Annotated in this window: 15 protein-coding genes and 1 tRNA gene; 12 read left to right on the top strand and 4 right to left on the bottom strand. The window is 73.2% G+C overall.

What is annotated here, in order from left to right; genetic code table 11:
* Nucleotides 1-45: 45 nt before the first annotated feature.
* The 9 genes from absR1 (at nt 46) to ACWGKT_RS15510 (ending at nt 8,198) form a co-directional block, all read left to right on the top strand.
* Nucleotides 46-1,173 carry a beta-glucuronidase AbsR1 gene (absR1, locus tag ACWGKT_RS15550; RefSeq protein WP_453273999.1) on the top strand — a complete coding sequence of 376 codons (1,128 nt, stop codon included), beginning with the start codon at nt 46-48 and terminating at the stop codon, nt 1,171-1,173.
* Between the two features lie 226 nt (nt 1,174-1,399).
* Nucleotides 1,400-1,651, top strand: a complete 252-nt coding sequence (locus ACWGKT_RS15545; RefSeq protein WP_453273998.1) for a hypothetical protein — start codon at nt 1,400-1,402, stop codon at nt 1,649-1,651.
* A gap of 92 nt (nt 1,652-1,743) precedes the next feature.
* The gene (locus ACWGKT_RS15540; RefSeq protein ID WP_453273997.1) at nt 1,744-2,547 is read left to right on the top strand and encodes a hypothetical protein; all 804 of its coding nucleotides are present in this window, start codon (nt 1,744-1,746) and stop codon (nt 2,545-2,547) included.
* A gap of 38 nt (nt 2,548-2,585) precedes the next feature.
* Complete coding sequence (locus ACWGKT_RS15535; protein WP_453273996.1) at nt 2,586-3,746, top strand: NAD(P)/FAD-dependent oxidoreductase; 1,161 nt, start codon at nt 2,586-2,588, stop codon at nt 3,744-3,746.
* The gene (locus ACWGKT_RS15530) at nt 3,743-4,042 is read left to right on the top strand and encodes a (2Fe-2S)-binding protein (protein ID WP_453273995.1); all 300 of its coding nucleotides are present in this window, start codon (nt 3,743-3,745) and stop codon (nt 4,040-4,042) included. The genes ACWGKT_RS15535 and ACWGKT_RS15530 overlap by 4 nt, the downstream gene beginning before the upstream one ends.
* Nucleotides 4,035-5,435 (top strand): FAD/NAD(P)-dependent oxidoreductase, encoded by a 1,401-nt coding sequence (locus ACWGKT_RS15525; RefSeq protein WP_453273994.1) that lies wholly within the window; start codon nt 4,035-4,037, stop codon nt 5,433-5,435. Before ACWGKT_RS15530 ends, ACWGKT_RS15525 begins: the two co-directional genes overlap by 8 nt.
* Nucleotides 5,436-5,545: 110 nt before the next feature.
* Nucleotides 5,546-6,442, top strand: a complete 897-nt coding sequence (locus ACWGKT_RS15520; RefSeq protein WP_453273993.1) for a dihydrodipicolinate synthase family protein — start codon at nt 5,546-5,548, stop codon at nt 6,440-6,442.
* Nucleotides 6,443-6,457: 15 nt separating this feature from the next.
* On the top strand, nt 6,458-7,459 hold the full coding sequence (locus ACWGKT_RS15515) for a proline racemase family protein (RefSeq protein WP_453273992.1): 1,002 nt from the start codon (nt 6,458-6,460) through the stop codon (nt 7,457-7,459).
* 46 nt (nt 7,460-7,505) lie between these two features.
* Nucleotides 7,506-8,198 (top strand): GntR family transcriptional regulator, encoded by a 693-nt coding sequence (locus tag ACWGKT_RS15510; protein WP_453273991.1) that lies wholly within the window; start codon nt 7,506-7,508, stop codon nt 8,196-8,198.
* 100 nt (nt 8,199-8,298) lie between these two features.
* Here the strand turns inward: ACWGKT_RS15510 and ACWGKT_RS15505 are convergent.
* Together ACWGKT_RS15505 and ACWGKT_RS15500 are read right to left on the bottom strand one after the other, a co-directional pair.
* Nucleotides 8,299-8,372: transfer RNA gene (locus ACWGKT_RS15505), tRNA-Pro, on the bottom strand.
* Nucleotides 8,373-8,415: 43 nt separating this feature from the next.
* On the bottom strand, nt 8,416-9,843 hold the full coding sequence (locus ACWGKT_RS15500) for an MFS transporter (protein WP_453273990.1): 1,428 nt from the start codon (nt 9,841-9,843) through the stop codon (nt 8,416-8,418).
* A gap of 167 nt (nt 9,844-10,010) precedes the next feature.
* On the opposite strand from ACWGKT_RS15500, the gene ACWGKT_RS15495 reads away from it, so the two are divergent.
* A complete protein-coding gene (locus ACWGKT_RS15495; RefSeq protein ID WP_453273989.1) occupies nt 10,011-10,589 on the top strand; it encodes a TetR/AcrR family transcriptional regulator in 579 nt (192 codons plus the stop codon).
* Between the two features lie 2 nt (nt 10,590-10,591).
* Here the strand turns inward: ACWGKT_RS15495 and ACWGKT_RS15490 are convergent, their stop codons facing one another.
* Nucleotides 10,592-11,767 (bottom strand): serine hydrolase domain-containing protein, encoded by a 1,176-nt coding sequence (locus ACWGKT_RS15490; protein WP_453273988.1) that lies wholly within the window; start codon nt 11,765-11,767, stop codon nt 10,592-10,594.
* A gap of 212 nt (nt 11,768-11,979) precedes the next feature.
* Here ACWGKT_RS15490 and ACWGKT_RS15485 point away from each other — a divergent pair, with 212 nt between their 5' ends.
* Nucleotides 11,980-12,324: a cupin domain-containing protein gene (locus tag ACWGKT_RS15485; RefSeq protein WP_356159533.1), complete on the top strand. Its 345-nt coding sequence runs from the start codon at nt 11,980-11,982 to the stop codon at nt 12,322-12,324.
* A 273-nt stretch (nt 12,325-12,597) separates the two neighbouring features.
* Here ACWGKT_RS15485 and ACWGKT_RS15480 read toward each other — a convergent pair whose 3' ends face one another.
* Nucleotides 12,598-13,620 (bottom strand): LacI family DNA-binding transcriptional regulator, encoded by a 1,023-nt coding sequence (locus ACWGKT_RS15480; RefSeq protein ID WP_453273987.1) that lies wholly within the window; start codon nt 13,618-13,620, stop codon nt 12,598-12,600.
* Between the two features lie 128 nt (nt 13,621-13,748).
* Between ACWGKT_RS15480 and ACWGKT_RS15475 the strand changes: the two genes are divergently transcribed.
* Nucleotides 13,749-14,930, top strand: coding sequence for a phytanoyl-CoA dioxygenase family protein (locus tag ACWGKT_RS15475; protein ID WP_453273986.1), 1,182 nt, complete (start codon nt 13,749-13,751; stop codon nt 14,928-14,930).
* Nucleotides 14,931-14,933 lie beyond the last annotated feature (3 nt).

The following is a 14,933-nucleotide window of genomic DNA, read 5'->3' as shown; positions in this document are numbered from 1 at the left end:
CCCCCGACTCAGGCGCCGGAGCAGGGCCGACGGCAGGCTGTGCGCATGACCGCCCGCTACTGCTCACTCGCGCAGCGGCCCGCCCCCTCCTACGCACCGGGGCTGGCCGCCGAACGGCTGAGCGCGCTGTTGTGCGGGCGGCAGATGTGGGTCAACGGCACGGTCCTGCACTACTACTTCTTCGACGCGGGCTCCGACACCGACGGTTCGGTGATCGCCGTGCCGGGGACGGGTGAGACCCGCAGGGTGCCGTGGGGCGGCGCCAAGGAGCAGCAGGACCTCGTGCGGGAGTGCTTCCAGGAGTGGAGCGACCTCGGCCTCGGCGTGTCCTTCGCGGAGGTCTCCGACCGCCGGGAGGCGGAGCTGCGGATCGGGTTCCAGCCCGGCGACGGCTCCTGGTCGACGGTGGGCCGGGACGCGCTCTCGGTCGGCCTGAACGAGCGGACGATGAACTTCGGGTGGGATCTGACCACCCCGGGGCAGCGCGGGACGGCCCTGCACGAGATCGGGCACGGTCTCGGCATGCTGCACGAGCACCAGAGCCCGTTCGCCGGCATCCACTGGGACGACGAGGCGGTGTACGCCGATCTGGCGGGCCCGCCGAACTTCTGGAGCCGGGACAAGACGTTCTTCAACATCCTGCGCAAGCTGAACCCGTCCGAGGTGAACGGCTCGGTCTGGGACCCGCAGTCCATCATGGAGTACCCCTTCGGGTCGGGGCTGATCCTGGAGCCGGAGCAGTACCGCGCGGGTCTGCACCCGCCGGGCGGCCTGTCGCCGGCCGACAAGGAGTTCGTGCTCCGCTGGTATCCGCCCGCCGGTCCTCACCCGGTCTCGAAGCGACTGGACCGGGGGGATCCGCACCGGCCGGCCGCGCTGGCGCCCTTCCGCTCGGCGCCGCTCAGCCTCGGCCCGGGCGAACAGGCCGACTTCACCGTCGAGCCGCCGGAGACCCGCGAGTACACGGTGGGCACGTTCGGGGACGGGGACAGCGTCGTGGTGGTCTTCGAGGAGCGCGACGGCGAGCCGCGCTATCTCGCGGGCCGCGACGACGGGGGCACACCGCACAACGCCGCGCTCAAGGTCCGGCTCGTCAAGGGCCGCCGCTATTTCGTCCGCGTCCGGCTGTACTCCACGTGGGGGTCGGGGGAGACAGCCGTCATGTGCTGGTGACAGCACGCCGACGCGGATGCCGGGACCACTGTCCGGCGCCGGGGGAGCGGTCGAGGACGTCGCCTTCGGGGGAGGGTGACGTCCTCGACCACGCTCGGCCCCACAGGCGGGGCGACGGACGGAATCCCGCGCCGCCGGGGATCTTCCCGAAGCGGTCGAGTTGCCGGGCGGCCGGTGTACCGGTGCGCTGGAAGTGGGCCGACGCGCCGGGAAGGAGCCGGATCCCATGGCCGAGGACCCACGTGCCGGGACCGGGGAGGTACCCGGAGCCGTGCCCGAGACGTTCGTGTTCGCGTGCCGCGGCTGCGGTTACGTCTGGCAGGCCGTCTTCCAGGTGGTGTTCTTCACCGACCCCACCTCGCTGTACACCCAGGAGTACATCGACGAGGCCGGCCGGGCCATGCGCTCGCCCCTGACCGACGCGGTGTGCCCCCGCTGCGGCGGGCGGCGGGTCCGGGTGACGGCGCCCGGCGGATAGGGCGCTCACCCGAACGGCCCGGTGCGGTTGGTCGGTCGCCGTGCGTGGTGGTGACGTGGAGGGACCTGCCGCGCTTCGAGGAGGCCGTCGCGATGAACCGTCCGTCCCGCCCCGCGCGTGTTCTCGCCACCGCTCTGGCCGCGGGGACACTGCTGGGCACAGCGGCCTGCTCTCAGGACGGTGGCACGCCGGAGGCCGCGTCCGTCTCGCCCGCCGCGCAGCGTCCCACCCCCTCCCCCACCGCGGCCCTGACCGGGGCCGGGGCGAAGGCCGCGCTGATCACCGAGGCCGACATCGAGGACGGCTGGACCCAGGTCAACAACGCGGCGACCTGGCGCAACGAACTGCTGGTCGGCAAGGTCGACGCCGCCCAGTTCCTCAGCGGCAAGACCCGCGCGGCCGAGTGCCAGAAGCTGCTCGACAGCCTGTACTCCGACACGCTGCTCGGCCGTCCGAAGGGCGCCTCGGCGCTCACCGGCTTCACCGCGGAGAACTACCGGCTGCTCTACCAGGTCGGCGACTACGAGCAGGCCCCCCTGCGGCAGGCCATGGACTGGGTCAAGACGCTGCCGCAGGACTGCGCCCAGTTCACCGCGACCGCCGCCGACGGCAGCGAGCGGACGGTGCAGGTCATCGAGTCCGCGCTGCCCGAGGGAGGCGACGAGCAGCACGGCCTGACGGTGCGGGTGCAGGGCACCGCGGACGGCCAGCCGACCACCCTCGTCCTGGACGTCGCGGCGTTCCGGATCGGGTCCGCCGCGGCCACCGTGACCAACGGCGGCCCGTCGGGCGCCGATCACGCCAGCACCGAGCGGGCGGTGCAGCAGGGCGCCGAGCGGCTCGCGGGCGTGCTGTCCGGGAAGACCCCGACCGCGAATCCGAGCCTGTTCGACTGACCCTCCCCAAGGCCAGCGTCATGTGACATAGTACTGACGTGGCGAAGCGACTGACCTGCGATGTCGTGGTCGTCGGGGCCGGGATGGTGGGTGCGGCCTGCGCGCTGTACGCGGCGCGGGCGGGTCTCGACGTGATGGTGGTGGACCGTGGCCCGGTCGCCGGCGGCACCACCGGCGCGGGCGAGGGCAACCTGCTGGTCTCCGACAAGGAGCCGGGACCGGAGCTCGAACTCGCCCTGCTGTCGGGCCGGTTGTGGACCGAGCTGGCCCAGGAGGTCGGGGACGCGATCGAGTACGAGCCGAAGGGCGGCGTGGTCGTCGCCGCCACCCCCGAAGGGCTCGCCGCCCTGGAGGACTTCGCGGCCGGACAGCGGACCGCCGGGGTCGTCGCGGAGCCGGTCGCCGCGGACCGCCTGCGCGACCTGGAACCGCACCTGGCGCCCGGCCTCGCCGGCGGTGTGCGCTATCCGCAGGACGCCCAGGTCATGCCCACGCTGGCCGCCGCGCACCTGGTGCGCGCCTCGGGCGCCCGCCTGCGCACCGGCTGGACCGTGACCGGCGTGCTGCGCACGGCGCACGGCACGGTCCGCGGCGTCCGCACCGACCACGGGGAGATCCACGCACCCGCCGTGGTGAACGCCGCCGGGACCTGGGGCGGCGAGCTGGCCTGCCTGGCGGGCGTCCGCCTGCCGGTACTCCCCCGGCGCGGCTTCGTCCTGGTCACCGAGCCGCTGCCCCGGCTGGTCCGGCACAAGGTGTACGCGGCGGACTACGTGGCCGACGTGGCCAGCGACTCGGCCGCGCTGAAGACCTCACCGGTCGTCGAGGGCACCGCCGCCGGGCCGGTCCTGATCGGCGCCAGCCGCGAACGGGTGGGCTTCGACCGGTCGTTCTCGCTGCCTGTCGTGCGGGCGCTGGCGGCCGGGGCGACGCGGCTGTTCCCGTTCCTGGAGCGGGTGAGCGCGCTGCGCACGTACGTGGGCTTCCGGCCCTATCTGCCGGACCATCTGCCCGCGATCGGCCCCGACCCCCGCGCGCCCGGCCTCTTCCACGCCTGCGGGCACGAGGGCGCGGGCATCGGACTGGCCACCGCCACCGGACACCTGATCGCGCGGGCGCTGACCGGGAAGGCGGCGGAGCGGGAGCTCGCGCCCTTCCGGCCCGAACGCTTCACCGCGGACGAGGGGAACACGGCGTGAATCCACTGGAGTTGACCGACGCCCGACCGGGCCCGGGTTTCCCGGTCACGTTCGACGGCCGCACGATCGAGGCGCTGCCCGGGCAGACGGTCGCCGCCGCGCTGTGGAAGGCCGGGATCACCTCTTGGCGCACCACACGCGGTGCGGGCCGCCCGCGCGGCGTCTTCTGCGGGATCGGGGTGTGCTTCGACTGCCTCGTGACCGTCAACGGCCGCCCGAACCAACGGGCTTGCCTGGTTCCCGTACGGCCGGGCGACACGATCCGCACCCAGGAGGGGACGGGCCACGATGACTGAGCGACCGCGCCTCGCGGTGATCGGGGCGGGCCCGGCGGGGCTCGCCGCGTCGCTGGCGGCGGCCGCGCACGGCGTCGCGGTCACCCTCGTCGACGCCGCCGAGGAGGCGGGCGGGCAGTTCTACCGGCAGCCCGCCGCCGCGCTCGGCGCGCGCCGCCCGCAGGCCCTGCATCACCAGTGGCGCACCTGGCGGCGGCTGCGCTCGGGACTGGACCGGCAGCTGGCGGCGGGCCGCGTCACACATCTGACCGGTCATCATGTGTGGTGCGTGGAACGGGAGTCGGACTCCGGGCGCTTCGCGGTGCACGCGCTGCGGGACCCCGCCCAGGAGGAGGGCGTCGTGGTGCGCGCCGACGCCGTCCTGCTGGCGACGGGCGGCTACGAGAAGGTGCTGCCCTTCCCGGGCTGGACCCTGCCCGGGGTGGTCACGGCGGGCGGGGCGCAGGCCATGCTCAAGGGCGGGCTGGTGCTGCCGGGGCGTACGGCCGTGGTCGCCGGGACCGGCCCGCTGCTGCTGCCCGTGGCGACGGGACTCGCGGCGGCGGGAGCGCGGGTGGCCGCGCTCGTCGAGTCCGCCGACCCTCGCACTGTCCTGCGGCGGCCGTCGGCCTTGGCCGCGCAGCCCGGCAAGCTCGCCGAAGGCGCGTGGTACGCGGCCCTGCTGCTGCGCCACCGGGTGCGCACCCTCGTCCGGCACACCGCGGTCGAGGCGCACGGCACGGACCGTCTGGAGGCGGTGACCGTCGCGGCGCTCGACGCACAGGGCCGGGTCGGGCCCGGCAGCGAGCGCCGCGTCCCCTGCGACACCCTCGCCGTCGGGCACGGCATGCTGCCGCACACCGACCTCGCCGAGACGCTCGGCTGCCGGCTGTCCGGAACGGACGTGTACGTCGACGACGAGCAGCGCACCGACGTCCCGGGCGTGTGGGCGGCCGGGGAGGCCACCGGGATCGGCGGCGCGGCGCTCGCGCTCGCCGAGGGCCACATCGCCGGCCGGTCGATCGCCGCCCGCCTGCGCGGCACCGCGCCCGACCCGCGCGCCTGGGCCGCCGCCGGCCGGGCCCGTGCGCGGCTGCGCGCCTTCTTCGCGGCGGTCGACGCGGTGTACGCGCCGCCGCCCGGATGGGCCGACCGGGTCACGCACGACACGGTCGTGTGCCGCTGCGAGGAGGTCACCGCCGGCGAGGTACGGACGGCGGTGGACGAGCTCGGAGCCGGTGACCTGCGGACCGTGAAGCTGCTCACCCGGGCCGGGATGGGCTGGTGCCAGGGCCGGATGTGCGGCCCCGCGGTCGCCGGGGTCGCCGGTTGCCCGCTCACCGCGGCGCGCCGGCCGCTGGCCCGGCCGGTGCCGCTGGGCGTGCTCGCCGGGTCGGAGGAGGACCTGGAATGACGCCGCGGTGACGCCGGCGCCGTGATCCCTTCGATCCCGTTCGAGTCCCTCGATCCCCTCGATCCCGTTGAGAATCAGTACTATGTCACACCCCATTGGAGGGGGACTTCATGAGTGATCTGCCCAACCGTCCCTGGCGTGGCGTTCTCGTCGCCACCGCCCTGCCGCTGCGCGACGACCTCTCCGTCGACTACGACGCGTACGCCGAGCACTGCGCCTGGCTCGTCGCGAGCGGCTGCGACGGGGTCGTACCGAACGGCTCGCTCGGCGAGTACCAGGTGCTCACCCCCGAGGAGCGGACCCGCGTCGTCGAGACGGCGGTGGCCGCGGTCGGCGGCTCACGGGTGATGCCGGGCGTCGCCGCATACGGCTCCGCCGAGGCCCGGCGCTGGGCCGAGCAGGCCCGCGAGGCCGGCTGCGCGTCGGTGATGCTGCTGCCGCCCAACGCCTACCGCGCCGACGAGCGGTCCGTGCTCGCCCACTACGCCGAGGTGGCCCTGGCGGGTCTGCCGGTCGTGGCGTACAACAACCCGATCGACACCAAGGTCGACCTCGTCCCGGAACTGCTCGCCAGGCTGCACGCCGAAGGGCTCGTGCACGCGGTGAAGGAGTTCTCGGGAGACGTCCGTCGCGCCTACCGGATCGCCGAACTCGCCCCGGAGCTGGACCTGTTGGTCGGCGCCGACGACGTCCTGCTGGAACTGGCCGCGGCGGGCGCCCGGGGCTGGGTGGCCGGCTACCCGAACGCGCTGCCCGCCGCCTGCACCGAGTTGTACCGGGCCGCGATGACGGGGGACCTCGCCGCCGCGCTCCCCCTGTACCGCCGGTTGCACCCGCTGCTGCGCTGGGACTCACGGGTGGAATTCGTGCAGGCCATCAAGTTGTCCATGGACCTCGCCGGCCGGCCCGGCGGCCCGGTGCGCCCGCCGCGCGTACCGTTGCTGCCGGAGCAGGAGGCCGCCGTCCGCACCGCCACCGAGAAGGCCCTCGCGTCGGGCCTCGCCTGAGAAGGAGACCGGACCGTGCGCAGCAGACTCGTCCTGCACGCCGTCGACTCGCACACCGAGGGCATGCCCACCCGCGTGATCACCGGCGGGATCGGCACCATCCCCGGCGCGACCATGAACGAGCGGCGGCTGTACTTCCGTGAACACCGCGACGACATCAAGCAGTTGCTGATGAACGAGCCGCGCGGGCACTCCGCGATGAGCGGCGCGATCCTGCAGCCTTCGACCCGTCCCGACTGCGACTGGGGCGTCGTCTACATCGAGGTCTCGGGCTATCTGCCGATGTGCGGGCACGGCACCATCGGTGTGGCCACCGTGCTCGTCGAGACCGGCATGGTGGAGGTCGTCGAACCGGTCACCACCATCCGCCTGGACACGCCGGCCGGGCCGGTCGTGGCCGAGGTCGCTGTGGAGAACGGCGCCGCGCGGCACGTCACGCTGCGCAACGTGCCGTCCTTCTCGGTGGGCCTGGACCGCAAGGCCACGCTGGCCGACGGGCGGACGGTGACGTACGACCTCGCCTACGGCGGCAACTTCTACGCCATCCTGCCGCTGGAGGAGTTCGGCCTGCCCTTCGACCGGGCCCGCAAGGACGACATCCTGGCCGCCGGGCTGTCGCTGATGGCGGCGATCAACGCCGAGGAGGAGCCGGTCCACCCCGAGGACCCGTCCATCCGCGGCTGCCACCACGTCCATCTGTACGCGCCCGGCGCCACCGCCCGGCACTCGCGGCACGCGATGGCCATCCACCCGGGATGGTTCGACCGCTCGCCCTGCGGCACGGGTACGAGCGCGCGCATGGCGCAACTGCATGCGCGCGGCGAACTGCCCTTGCACACCGAGTTCGTGAACGAGTCCTTCATCGGGACGCGGTTCACCGGCCGGCTGCTCGGCACGACCGAGGTCGCCGGCATCCCGGCCGTGCTGCCGAGCTTCACCGGCCGCGCCTGGATCACGGGCACGGCCCAGTACCTGCTCGACCCGACCGACCCCTTCCCGGCGGGGTTCGTCCTCTAGATTGATGGCACGTGACATGGCACCCGGCCGCCCGAGGAGACACCCGATGACCGCCCAGCGCAGCAGCCCGCCGTCTGCCGCCCCCGCGCTGCCCCGGCTGGGCGGCCGACGGAGCAGCTACCGCGAGCGGGTCGCCGAGGCCCTGCGGGCCGCGCTGATCGCGGGCGAACTGCGACCGGGCGAGGTCTACTCGGCCCCCTCGCTCGCCGCCCGCTTCGGCGTCTCGGCGACGCCGGTGCGCGAGGCGATGCTGGACCTGGCCAAGGAGGGCCTGGTCGACACCGTGCCCAACAAGGGCTTCCGGGTCACCGCCGTCTCCGACGAGCAGCTGGACGAGTACACGCACATCCGCGCGCTGATCGAGATCCCCACGGTGGTGGACCTCGCCCGCACGGCCGACCGGGTCTCCCTGGAGGCGCTGCGGCCGGCCGCCCGGGAGATCGTCGCCGCCGCGGTCGCCGGCGACCTGATCGCGTACGTCGAGGCGGACACCCGCTTCCACCTCGGCCTGCTCGCCCTCGCCGGCAACGCCCACCTCGTCGAGGTGGTCGCCGACCTGCGGGGCCGCTCCCGGCTCTACGGGCTCACCGCGCTGGTGGAGGCGGGCCGGCTGCTGGCCTCCGCCGAGGAGCACCTGGAACTCCTCGACGCCCTGCTGCAGCGCGACGAGCGGGCCGTGCGCGAGGTCATGACCCGCCACCTGGAGCATGTCCGCGGCCTGTGGGCCGCCCAGGACTGACCACCCGACCACGGACCGACGACCACCCCGCACGGCCCCGCAACGACCGAGAGGCTGCTTCGGATGTCTCCGAAACAGCCTCTCGCCGCGTTCTCACACGTCGGGACGACAGGATTTGAACCTGCGACCCCTTGACCCCCAGTCAAGTGCGCTACCAAGCTGCGCCACGTCCCGTTGCGGTCTCACACAGCTATCCGTGTGATCGCGCAGGTCAACACTACCGCACGCGCACGGGTGCCGGTGCCGGGAGCGGCTCGGCCGGCTCGCTCGGGCGGGCGGCGCGGCGGACCGGGACGAGGAGCGCGGCGCCCGCGGCGGCCAGCAGGAGCAGGGCGAGCAGCGTGAAGCCGTGGGTGTAGCCGGAGACGTACGGCAGACCGGAGGGCTGGAGCCGGCTGGTGACCAGGACGCTGGTCAGCGCGGCGCCGATGGAGCCGCCGATGGTGCGGATGTTGGCGTTAATCCCGGTCGCGGCGCCGGTCTGCTCGGGCGGGACGCTGCCCACGACGAGGTTGGCCATGGAGGCGAAGGCCAGTCCGATGCCCAGGCCGAACACGCCCGCGACGACGGCGATCTGCCACCGCTCGTCGTGCCACAGGGCGAGGAAGCCACAGGCGAACGCGCCGAGCGCGGCCCCTGCGGTGAGCTGCGCCTTGGCGCCCATGACGGGTGCCAGCCGGCCGCCGAGCACACCGGAGAGGAACATCGCGACGAGCATGGGCAGCATGAGCAGTCCGGACTCGGTCACGCTCGCGCCGAAGCCGTAGCCGGCCGAGCCGGGCGTCTGCAGGAAGCCGGGGAGGAACGACCAGATCGCGTACATGCCCGCGCCGAACAGCAGGGCGGCGAGGTTGGTGGTCCACACCGCGGGCAGCCGCATCACGCGCAGGTCGATCAGCGGGGTGCGGGAGCGGGACTCGGCGGTCAGCCACACGGCGAACAGCAGCACGGCGGTGGCGAACAGCCCGATCACCTTCGGCGAGCCCCAGCCCCACTGTCCGGCCTGGCTGAGCGGGAGCAGCAGGGCCACGAGCCAGGCCGACAGCAGTACGGCGCCCAGCCAACTGACCCTGCCCTGGGCCCGCTTGGGCGACTCGGGTACATAGCGCGCGGCGATCGCCACGGTCGCGGCGACGACGGCGACGGGGATCCAGAACAGCCAGCGGTAGTCGAGCGCGGACACGATGGGTCCGGCGGCCACGATGCCGACGCCGCCGCCGGCCGCGATCACGGCGGAGAGGTTGCTGATGCTGCGGCTCACCGCGCCCGGGGCGAACTCGTCCCGGATGATGCCGAAGGACAGCGGGAACAGGGCGCCGCCGACGCCCTGGACGACCCGGGCGACGATCAGGACGCCGATGCTGGGCGCCAGTGCGGCTATCAGGCAGCCGGCCAGCACGGTCAGCAGGACGGCGACGAGGGTGCGCTTCTTGCCGACGAGGTCGCCGACCCGGCCGAGGATCGGCGTGAAGACCGAGGCGGACAGCAGATACGCCGTCATCACCCAGGTCGCGGTGGACTGCGAGGTGTGCAGCGCGTGCTGGACGGTCGGCAGGGCCGGCGCGATCAGCGACTGCAGCATGGAGAACACGCCCGCACCGGTCGCGAGGACCGCGAAGGTGAGGCGGGTGGACTTTCGGGGCATGACAGAGCCTCTCCGGATCGGAGCGCGAAGCATGAGGGGCGTCCGGGGTCGCCGCGGGCACACGTCCGCCCACGGCCGGAGCCCCCGGACTGCTAAAGTGGAGGTACCCCTCCACCATAACGGAGGCACACCTCCGGTTCAACCGTTCCTCTCCCCGGGAGGCAGCAGTGACGGCCCAGCCGTTCCCCGTCAGCGAGATCGTCGCGTCCCAGCGGCCGCACCGTAAGGACGCCGCCCGCAACTACGACGCCCTGCTCGCGGCAGCCCGCGAGGCGTTCGCGGAGCACGGCGCGGAGGCCTCCCTGGAGGACATCGCCCGCCGCGCGGGCGTCGGTATCGGCACGCTGTACCGGAACTTCCCCACCCGCCGCGACCTCTTCGAGAGCGTCTACGCGGACGATGTGAACGCCCTGTGCCGGGCCGCCGTGGAGGCTGCCGAGCTGCCGCCGTGGCAGGCGCTGACCACCTGGCTGGACCGGTTCTCGGGCTACATGGTCACCAAGCGGGCCGTGCGGGAGGCCCTCAACGACGAGTCGGAGATCTTCCAGGCCTGCCGCGTCTCGATGTACGCCGCCGGCGGACCGCTGCTGGAGCGGGCGCAGCGGGCGGGCGAGGCGCGCGCCGACATGGACTTCGGCGACCTGCTGCGGATGGTCGCCGGGATCACGGCGACGTCCTTCGAGAACGACGAGCAGCGCGACCGCGTGCTGGCCATCGCGCTGGACGGCGTGCGCGCGACCCGCTGACGTCAGCCGGTACCGAGCGGGTGGTCCGGTGCCAGGGCGGCCGCGATGCGCTCGGTGATCGTCTGGGCCGTGTTGCCCCCAGGTGCCTTGGGGCCCACGGTGGAGGACACGGCGATGGCGAGGCGCCCGTCGGGCTGGTACGCCTGCACCGCCGCGAAGCCCGCGAAGGACGGGTTCTGCACGACCCAGCCGTTCTTGACGATGACGCCCACCCCGAAGTGGAAGGCATCGGTCTGCTTCAGGCAGACGGTGGCGGGACAGGTGGCGGTCCGGGTGCCGAGCCCGGGTGTGCCCGGGTCGAGCTGGACCCGGAAGGACTGCCGGGACAGCAGTTGCCCCGATCCGATGGCCCGGGCCGAGCCCGCCAGATCGCAGATGTCGGTGGTGAGGACGGCGCCGGGCGCGGTGGTCCAGGACGGGTTCCAGAACGTCGACTCCTCGTAGGTGCCGCGCTCGGCGTCGTAGGAGTGCAGCACGGGCCCTGGGATCTGAGGGGTGAAGCCGTTGGCGGTCTGCCCCAACCCCAGCGGATCGAGGACGCGTTCGCGCAGCAGCCGGTCCAGCGGGGTGCCGGTGATCTTCTCCAGGGCCTGGCCGAGGAGGACGAAGTTGGCGTGCGAGTAACTCCAGTTGGAGCCCGGCGCGTACCACGGGGGGTGGGCGAGCGAGAAGGCGAGCACCTCGGGCGGGGTCCAGTGGCGGAAGGGGGCGGCGTAGTACTTCTTCACGAACGCCGGGTCGGTGACGTAGTCGTGCAGGCCCGAGGTGGAGTCGCCGAGCATCCGCAGCGTGATCCGGTCGCCGTGCGGCAGGTCGGGCAGCCAGCGGGAGACGGGGTCGTCCAGACTCACCCGGTGCTCGTCGACGAGTTGCAGGAGCATGGTCCCGAGGTACGCGATGGCGACGGAACCGGCCCGGAAGTGCAGGGCGGGGGTGGCCGGGACACCGCTCATCGACTCGCCCGCCGCGTCGGTCACCAGCTCGCGGCCGTCCACCGTGACGCGTACCAGTACGGCCTTGAGGTCGAGTTCGCGCTGGGCCTTCCGCACGAGGTCGCGCACCTGCCGTACCCGCCCGTCCGTGCTCTGTCCGCCGACGACGCAGCCCTGCCGGTGGTGCTCGGCGGCCGGCACCGCCGTGGTGTGGAGCGTCGCCGCGATCAGGACGGCGGCACACACCAAGACTTGACGAGCTCCCGGCATTCGGGACATGGCACCCATGGTGGCACCGGCTGCGACGGCCCGCCTTCCAGGTGGACTCCGGCGGGTGGTGACCAGGCTCAGCGTCCACGTATTCCTCGGCCCGGCCCGACGAAGTGTCCTTCCACCAGGTCCGATGACCCACACTCTGTCGACGGCCGGATGCCGGACGATCTCGCTAGGGTCGTCCCATGACGCACAGCTTCGCTCTCCACATCCCCGACGCCGACCTCGAACCCGAGCCGATCGCCGTGGACCAGATCGTCTCCGGCACGCCGGAGGTGTCCGGCAAGGTGGTCTGGGAGTCGCCGGACGGCCGGCAGATCCGCGGGATCTGGCAGATCACGCCGGGGGTCGTCACCGACACCGAGGCGGACGAACTGTTCGTCGTGATCAGCGGCTCGGCGACCATCGAGGTCGAGGACGGGCCGACGCTGGAGGTCGGCCCCGGCGACATGGCCGTCCTGCGCGAGGGCGACCGCACGACGTGGACGGTGCACGAGACCCTGCGCAAGGCGTACGCGATCAATCTCTAGGTCCTGTCGTCAAACTCCCGTCGTCCGCCCGAAGGGCGGGCCTCGCGGCGTCATGGGGGTCCCCCCTGCTCGAGCGGAGCCGAGAGCTTGGGGGAGCGTGCTCTGGGGGTCCCCCCGGCCGAAGGCTGGGGGAGTGCCGGGCCTCGTCCCTCGTACTGGACCGTACTTGGGTCGGGGCCCGGTGCGGCGAGTGGGGGTCCCCCTGCTCGAAGAGCTTGGGGGAGCGTGCATGGGCATGGCGTCGCGGGGCAAACGGGAGTTTGACGACAGGGCCTAGACCGTCGGCATGTTGTAGGGCGTGACCACCTGGATCGCCGACGGCAGGGTCGGTCCGGCGGGCGGCAGGGCGCCGTGGGCGCGCATCACCAGGTGGCAGGCCTCCCGCAGATCGTGCCGCAGGTCGTGGTGGAGCACGGCCGACAGCCTGAGCTCGCGCAGCAGCCGGGTGTTGTCGTGGTCGAGGTCGTGGGCGACGAACACGGCGCACTCGCGGCCCAGGTCCGCGAAGGCCCGCAGCGTGGCGATGTTGCCGCCGCCGATCGAGTAGACCGCCCGTATCTCCGGGTCGCGCTCCAGCGCGGCCCGGACCAGGTCGTACTGCGTGGCGTCCAGTCCCTGCCCCTCGGCGATCTCCACCAGCGCGCGCTCCGGGCACCGGGCCCGCATGGCGCCGCGGAAGCCCATCTCGCGCTCCTCCTCGTTGCGGAAGAACCCGCTGCTCAGGCTGGTGAGGACGTTGCCGGGGCGGTCGCCCAGCCACTGCCCCATGAGGTACGCGGCGGTCGCCCCGGCCGCCCGGTTGTCGATGCCCACGTACCCCAGCCGGGCGCTGGCCGGCAGGTCCGTGACCAGCGTGACGACGGGTATGCCCGCGGCGGCGAGGCGGCCGACGGCGGCGGTCACCTCGGGGACGTCCGGTGCCTTGAGGATCACCCCCTGCGAACCCCGCCGCGCGATCAGGTCCAGCGTCCTGACCTGCTCCTCCACCAGCACGGTCTCGCGGAAGTGGAAGCGGGAGCGCAGCACGGCCGGGTGCAGCCCCGGCAGCTCGGCCTCCAGGGCGACGCGGACGGCCGTGGTGAACCGTTCGGGTGCCTGCATCACGATGTCGACCATGAAGGTACGGCCCACCAGCCGGACCTGGGTGCGCTGCCGGTCCAGGTCGGCGATGGCCCGCTGGACCTCCTGGGCGGTGCTCTCGCGCACTCCTCCCCGGCCGTTGAGCACACGGTCCACGGTGGCCTCGCTCAGACCTGCCTGACGTGCGATCTCGCGAATCGGGAAGGGATGACCCACGACGGCGCTCCTTGAGGGGTTTTTGATGGCTTCCTGCTGGTTGTTGGAGGGGTTTGTACTGACAAGAATGACAGGGCCGCGTCGCTCCCGTGAACGAGGCCGCGACCGTGACCGAAAGAAGGACGACGATGTCCCTCACCGCCGCCCAGGGGCGTGCCTGGCTGTCCGAACAGGACTGCGACCTCGACACCTTCCGCGCGCTGGTCGAGCGGACCACCGACCCCGCCGACTACCCGTACGCCACGGCCGTTCAGCGGGGCGTCCTCGTCTACGACAGCGAGCGGCTGCGCGCGGCCGGCCTCGGCCGTGGGTTGCGCGCCGAACTGGTCCGCGCGCTGACCGACGGCCCAGGCGTGGTGGTCTTCCAGCACGCGTTCACGGACCCGGCGGTCGTCGACCGGGCCACGGCGATGTTCGAGGCACTGATCTCCGAGCAGCGTGCCGCGGGCGCGGCGGCCGGCGACCATTTCGCGCCGCCGGGCGCGAACGACCGGGTGTGGAACGACCGGGTGTGGAACGCGCTGGAGAAGGCGGCGCTGTACGACCCCGGCGCGTTCGCCGACTACTACGCCAACGACATCCTGGCCCTGGTCGCGCGGGCCTGGCTGGGACCGGCGTACCAGATGACCTCCCAGATCAACGTGGTGAACCCGGGCGGCGCCGCGCAGACCGCGCACCGCGACTACCACCTCGGTTTCCTCTCGAACGAGGCCGCCGCGGCCTATCCCGCCCATGTGCACCGCCTCTCCCCCGTGCTCACGCTCCAGGGCGCGGTCGCCCACTGCGACATGCCCGTGGAGTCGGGGCCGACGCTGTATCTGCCGTACTCGCAGCGGTACGAGCCCGGCTACCTGGCCTGGCGGCTGCCCGCGTTCCAGGCCTACTTCGACGCGCACCACGTCCAGCTCCCCCTGGCCAAGGGCGACGCGGCCTTCTTCAACCCGGCGCTCTTCCATGCGGCCGGGGCGAACCGCTCGGCGGGCATCCGGCGCATGGCCAACCTTTTGCAGGTCTCCTCCGCGTTCGGGCGGGCGATGGAGACGGTGGACCGGGAGGCGGTGGCGAACGCGGTCTACCCCGTGCTGCTGAGGCGGCGGGCCGCGGGCGTGGGCGAGGAATGGCTGGAGAACGTCATCGCGGCTAGCGCGGAGGGCTACCCCTTCCCCACCAACCTCGACAGCGACCCGCCGGTCGACGGCCTGGCCCCGCCCTCCCAGGCGGACCTCGTACGGCGGGCGCTGCGCGAGGGGTGGACCGCGCGGGCGCTGCGCGACGAGCTGCGGGCCGGCGCCGAACGGCGCGAGAGCTGAAAG

Source organism: Streptomyces sp. NPDC054794 (assembly GCF_053611585.1).
The sequence above is the reverse complement of the archived record's forward strand: the minus strand, read 5'-3'. Positions and strand labels throughout refer to the sequence as shown.